Genomic DNA, 6,000 nt, shown 5'->3' with positions numbered 1-6,000 from the left:
GGTAACGCTTCCGTCTACTCCCGATAACTTTAATAGCGTCGGTACTTCCGTCTGTGTATCTAAGGTGAAGAAATAATTAGTCGTATTTAATACCGTACCATTAGCATTTTCCGCTTGTAGTGTTAAAGTGCGATCGCCATCTGTTAGAGAACCATTCTTAATCTGCTCTAACTTCTGCTTATCTAAAGAAAATGAACCATCTGACTGTAAAGAATCTGAAATATCTACTAAACCTTGATTACCATTAAATCCAGCTTTAAAACTAGTAACCTGACTCGCATTACTGATACTTCCAATTAAAGATGGGTCATTAGTAACACTATCAGTTTGACTCAAACCAGTATCATTAACTAAACCGACGGTAATTGCACTTGGTTGATCGAAGATGTTATTTGTTTTGGCAAAGTCGATTAATTCTCCCCCTAATACAGTTTCATACCAAGGATTACCTGGATTTACTACATCAATTAAAGGAGTTGCTTTACCTGCTGCTCCTTTGACATGGAAAATAATATCGTTATAATCAGCATCAGAGTTTTTGTCTAAACGTAAATCTTCTATACCAAAAACACCACCATCAGCAGTACCATCCAACAACTGCATCATTTGAGTTGCATTACCGGGGTTTGCTGATGCAATGGAAAATAAAGGACGTTGATCACCATCTATTCCGGGATTATCAAATACATCTTGTACCTTACCTTGGGGAACCAGCATAAAAGCAAAGTTATCCCCAGGATTCATGGAAAAACTTTTAATTCCCGAATAATTACCCGCGTTTTTATCGCTTTCTCCCAATTCTCCGGTAATTTTCGCTCCCTCAGAATCATCCGCGATAATGATATAACCCGACTCCGAATTACTCAAAGCACGACTTGCAGCTTCTTTTATATATTCTTTAGAACCAGGGGTTAACCCTTCCATCCCCGCAAGACTGAAAACAGCAAATTCACTCTTGTAACTACCAGCATCGAAGAGAAAATCAATAGTGAATTCACCTGTCGCATTAACGGTAAATACCCCTGTTTCCACTGCTTGGAAAGTTTCACTCAGAGCAGCTTGTGGCTGGAAATTAGTAATTAAAGAATCAAAACTACCATCAACAGCCAAATTATTTAATTCAATCGGAGCAATTTCAGATTCAGATATTTCTCCCGTAAAATCTTTTTCTAATGTCAGGGGAGTAATTTGATTCGATGTAAGCAGTGGGTCTTGAAAGCTTCCGTTCGTGCTAGTATCTAGAGCTAGAATATCGTTTTTTAAAAAGATATTACCCGGTTGTGTGTCTCCTACATCAAAACCTTCAAAATTTGGTACGAATTCTAAATTATCCATTATTTCCTTATAAATATTATTTGGTTATCGCTGTAGGAGATTTCGCCAGCTACAAACTCTCTTCGGTTTATAGGTTTAAGCTGAAAAAAAGTTATAAAGCGACAAATTTTCCGTACTAACAGTGCAATGAAACTACTCCTTTACCCATTACAGGAAAGGATGTAATATCAGTATTCTCAAATCTTTTATCAGAAGAAAATCAAGACAATATCAGCCAAATTTATAGATAAATAATCCTGACAACCATACGGACATAGTTAAGTAGCAGACATCATAATTACTCAATATCCTGGAAATAATTTACCAGCGGATTGAGTTTTATTTAACTATGTAACAAGTCAAAACTTGTGTTCATCAGTTTGATATAGATTACTTGTAATTAAAAGTACTGTTTTATACTTTTTAATTTTGCTTAATTACTAAATATAGAGAATAATACTTCTAGCAATAAGTACAAAGATATTGATGAAGGAGGTATTTTTACTGAGTAAACGTTCTCTTAATACTTAATAAATTATTTATAAAGATTAAAAATTAGGAAGTCCTATAAAACGATATCTCCCAACTTCCATCTTTTCTCTTCCCTCTTATTCAAGGTTTTTAGACAAATATTTCCTGCACGCTAATCAATTGTGATTAGCGTTAAATAAACTGAGCAACTTAAATTTAGCAATTAACTAGAAAATCCACTCAACCACGCATAAAAGCTTGGTATTATTTACTCTAGCTTACGTAACTCACCTTCAGCAACTTCCTCCAGCAGCAGCAGCACCGCACACCAAGGCCGATCGCAAGTCCAACGGCATATAGAACCCATTTGGTATCTTTACCTTCAGAGGTATAATAATCCAAAATGTTGATTATCAAATACACTTTCAGGAATGCGATCGCCCTGCACCGCTCGTTGTGGAAGGTGCTTTCTTGCTTCCACAACTTGAGCTAATTAAGGGACAATGGGCTATTCAAGTAGTTTGACGGATAAAGGGTGGGAAATTATTGAACCGCTCCAACTATCAGAAAAAAAGAACTAAACCCCCAACATCGAGCAAGAGAGAAATTTTAGATGGGGTTCCTATCAACTGAAAAATGGTTGTAACTGGTGTGATTTACCCTGCATACTTACCTCCCAATTACCAATGTCTAACTTTGCTGACAATAACCCGCTACTAGGAACTTGGAAACTAATCTCAATAATGGCTATATTTTCTAACGGAAAGATTGATCGTGAAGCGTTTGGAATTAACCCCATTGGCTACATCACTTATACCATCGAAGGTAAAATCATGGTGATATTCGCAAAAAGCGATCGCACATTATTAAGCGGTAACTCAGCTTCTTCCCTGACTGATGCCATACATTCTGTACCAATTGAAGAGCGATCGCAAGCTTTTTCTACTTTCAATTCATACGCTGGAAGTTATACCCTTGATGGTAATACTGTTATTCATCATGTGGAAATCGCATCAATTCCCAACCGTGTAGGTAAGAGTTTAACTAGAAATTTTAAATTAGATAAAAATCGAATTACTTTAACAACCCCATATCAAAGCGATGATAAGCCCAGATTTGAGTTGGTATGGGAACGTGTAGAATAGCTGCAAAAAATATAAAAAACCGCGAAACACAAAGCTTCACGGTTCTTAAGTGTAATGTGAGAAGTTCAATAATCTTATTATAACCAGCAACTTGCTGCACCCATGCTTGCGTATCATTTTTTGTAACGAGATTTCTTATTAGATAACCATCGCAATAAAAAATAAAACCGTGGGATATTTCAGGGAGGACCACGGTTTTAAATAATATGGTGTAAAGAGACTTGCTTATTTAGTCTCGATTGTATAATTTGCGGTGGAGAATAGTTCGCTGGTAACAATTTTGGTAACGAGATTATTTCGTTCAGAATTTATGCACCTGTAACCCAAATTACAAGCAAATCCCGTATTAACCAATCTATAATAAAGCCCCACCACAACTAGATCCGCTACCAGCAGTACAACCATAACAATAGGTAGCAGTTTGTACTTCACTAATTAAGTTTAAATTATCAGCTTCCAGCAACTTCGCAACAGTAATGGTTTCCCCGTTAGAAGTTTTAGCTGGGATATCCATCATTTGGTTAAAATCGCAGTCGTAAACATTGCCGAGATAATCGATTGAGAGTTCATCGCGACACATCAAATTTTCCACAGTAATAGCGTTAAAATTAGATTCTAGAAAGTGTAAGTAAGGCTTGTATAGTTTAGTTCTTTCTAGATGAAACTTAGTTCTACCAACTGGTAAATTAGTAATAGCGAATAAGTTATTAAATACAATGTCAAAGTTATCCTGTAAGAACTTTTTATAGTCCTGTTCTAACTTAACTTGATTGGGAGTTAAAGCAAAATTTTCGCTTGTGGGTAATTGGGGGTTATAAACCAAATCTAGAATTAAATTTGATTCCTTACCATAACCTAATTTATTTAACCATTGCAGCGCTTTTACCGAAGCATCAAATACACCATCACCACGCATTTTATCAACATTATCAGCTAGGTAACAAGGTAAAGAAGCAACAACCCTAACTTTGTGTTGAGCAAAGTATTCTGGAATATCTTCAAATCCATCTTCAAAATAAATCGTTAAATTAGAGCGAACAATTATCTGCTTACCATTATTTATTGCAGCTTCAACAAGTGGCTTAAATCCATAATTCATTTCCGGTGCGCCACCAGTTAAGTCTACAATTTTAATTTCAGGAAATCTATTAATTACTTCAATTAACTGTTGACAAACTTCCGGAGAAAGTTCTTCAGTTCTCTTTGGTCCAGCTTCTACATGACAGTGACTGCAAGCAAGATTACAACGCTTACCTAAATTAATCTGTAAAACATTGATTTGCTTTTTTGTTAAGGTCGAATCAAGTTTATGTTTGAAAGGTGTTACTGTAGTTTGAATCATAAATAATAGGTAATAGGTAATAGGTAATATGTAATTGGGGATTGGGAATAGGTAATTGGTAATTGGGGATTGGTAATTGGGGATTGGGAATAGGTAATTGGGAATAGGTAATTGGGAATAGGTAATTGGGAATTGGGAATAGGTAATTGGGGATTGGTAATAGGTAGTTGGGAATTGGGGATTGGTAATTGGGGATTGGTAATTGGGGATTGGGAATAGGTAATTGGGAATAGGTAATTGGGAATTGGGAATAGGTAATTGGGGATTGGTAATAGGTAGTTGGGAATAGGTAATTGGGAATTGGGAATTGGGAATAGGTAGTTGGGAATAGGTAATGAGGCATTTTACCTCAATAAAAACAACAAGGGAGCAAGATGCTCCCACTACAAATGCTTTTATAAATCTCCTAACTAATTTTAGCAGCAACCACCGCCATCGTAATACCAAGTTGAATCGGTGACAATTATTTTTTCTGGTAAAGCAGCAGCTAAATTTCCAGCAGTTTTATCGCATACAGCCGCTGGAATTCCTCGCTGTAAAATGTGACCTTTATTATCATCAAAGAATGGTTCAGCACCGGCGTATATTGCTGTTTTACCAGTGAAGACACAAGCTCCATCTTCTGGTATGGGTACTTTAAAAGCTACGGAATCAAGACTTTCTAAAAGTAGATTTTCTTTCAAATTATAAGTAGAAGCTTCCAGCAGACGATAAGGACGACGAGCGCGAATTTCAACTTGTCCAAAACCGACATTAATAATACGTTGAATATATTCTTCGTAAGTCAACGCACCAGATAAACACATTGCTCGCAAACGCTGATCTTGCTTTAGATGTTCGGGTATTGAACGAGTTGCGATCGGGTCGCTCATTTGCAAGCGTCCACCTGGTTTTAATACGCGATATGCTTCTTTTAAAGCACGAGTTAAATCTTCTGGTTCAAAGATATTAAAAAGACAGTTTTGGGCAACAATATCAACTGAACTGTCGGGAACTGGTAGATTAAAAGCGTCACCATCGCGAATTTCGACAAAGCTAGTATCAAACCAAGGATTATCTTTAGCTGCAACTTCTAAATTTTGCTTTGCAGCTTCGCGCATATCTGCAACTGGATCGATCGCAATTACCGCACCCGCATGACGGGAAAAATAAGCAAATTGCAAAGCTTCTAAACCACCACCAACTCCTACATACAGTACTGTTGGTTCGTTGCTGAGTTCGTTAGCATGAACTGTGGTACCACAACCGTAATTCATTTCCTGCATTTTTAAAGGAATATGCAAACCCGGTAACTGCATGGGAGTACTTTGCACGCAACAAAGTCCAATTTCTGGGGTTTGCGCTACTTCGCTGTAAAATTGGGCTGCTGTTTCTAAGTAGGTCATTCGATTTTGGATTTACGATTTTTGATTTTGGATTGTTCTTAAAAGAAGCTAAGCTAGATAAATAGTAATATCAATAACTCTAAGTTGTGCGAAGGTTAGATAAAAGTCGATTTAATTGAAAAAAGCGGTAGCGGGTAAAATACCCGCCCCACCATTGATTCTACAAGGCTGACAAAAACCTAGGAGCAGATTCTTTATATATAGATTTAAATATGTTTTACATGAAGTTAGATGAGTTTTTGCTGAGAGCAAGCTTGGATAACGTTAAATTGTTCGATTCTCATCGGTCTGATGCTACAGGTTTTTGTCTCATAGTAATAGTATAAGTTTTCAAAAAAAGACC

At 36.7% G+C, this 6,000-nt stretch carries 4 protein-coding genes; 1 reads left to right on the top strand and 3 read right to left on the bottom strand.

Features of this window, described 5'->3' with window-relative positions:
• On the bottom strand, window positions 1-1,335 hold a 1,335-nt coding region (locus VB797_RS18920), incomplete at its 3' end, for a DUF4114 domain-containing protein (RefSeq protein ID WP_323239272.1).
• 1,136 nt (window positions 1,336-2,471) lie between these two features.
• Here VB797_RS18920 and VB797_RS18915 point away from each other — a divergent pair.
• The gene (locus tag VB797_RS18915) at window positions 2,472-2,930 is read left to right on the top strand and encodes a lipocalin-like domain-containing protein (protein ID WP_323239271.1); all 459 of its coding nucleotides are present in this window, start codon (window positions 2,472-2,474) and stop codon (window positions 2,928-2,930) included.
• A 355-nt stretch (window positions 2,931-3,285) separates the two neighbouring features.
• On the opposite strand, the gene arsS is transcribed toward VB797_RS18915, so the two are convergent.
• Both arsS and arsM read right to left on the bottom strand, forming a co-directional pair.
• Window positions 3,286-4,272: an arsenosugar biosynthesis radical SAM (seleno)protein ArsS gene (gene arsS, locus VB797_RS18910; RefSeq protein ID WP_323239270.1), complete on the bottom strand. Its 987-nt coding sequence runs from the start codon at window positions 4,270-4,272 to the stop codon at window positions 3,286-3,288.
• 416 nt (window positions 4,273-4,688) lie between these two features.
• Window positions 4,689-5,657, bottom strand: a complete 969-nt coding sequence (gene arsM / locus VB797_RS18905) for an arsenosugar biosynthesis arsenite methyltransferase ArsM (protein ID WP_323239269.1) — start codon at window positions 5,655-5,657, stop codon at window positions 4,689-4,691.
• Window positions 5,658-6,000 lie beyond the last annotated feature (343 nt).

The sequence above is a fragment of the Rivularia sp. UHCC 0363 genome (assembly GCF_034931125.1).
Lineage (GTDB): Bacteria > Cyanobacteriota > Cyanobacteriia > Cyanobacteriales > Nostocaceae > Rivularia.
Note: the sequence above shows the minus strand (reverse complement) of the source record. Positions and strands in the feature narration are given on the sequence as shown.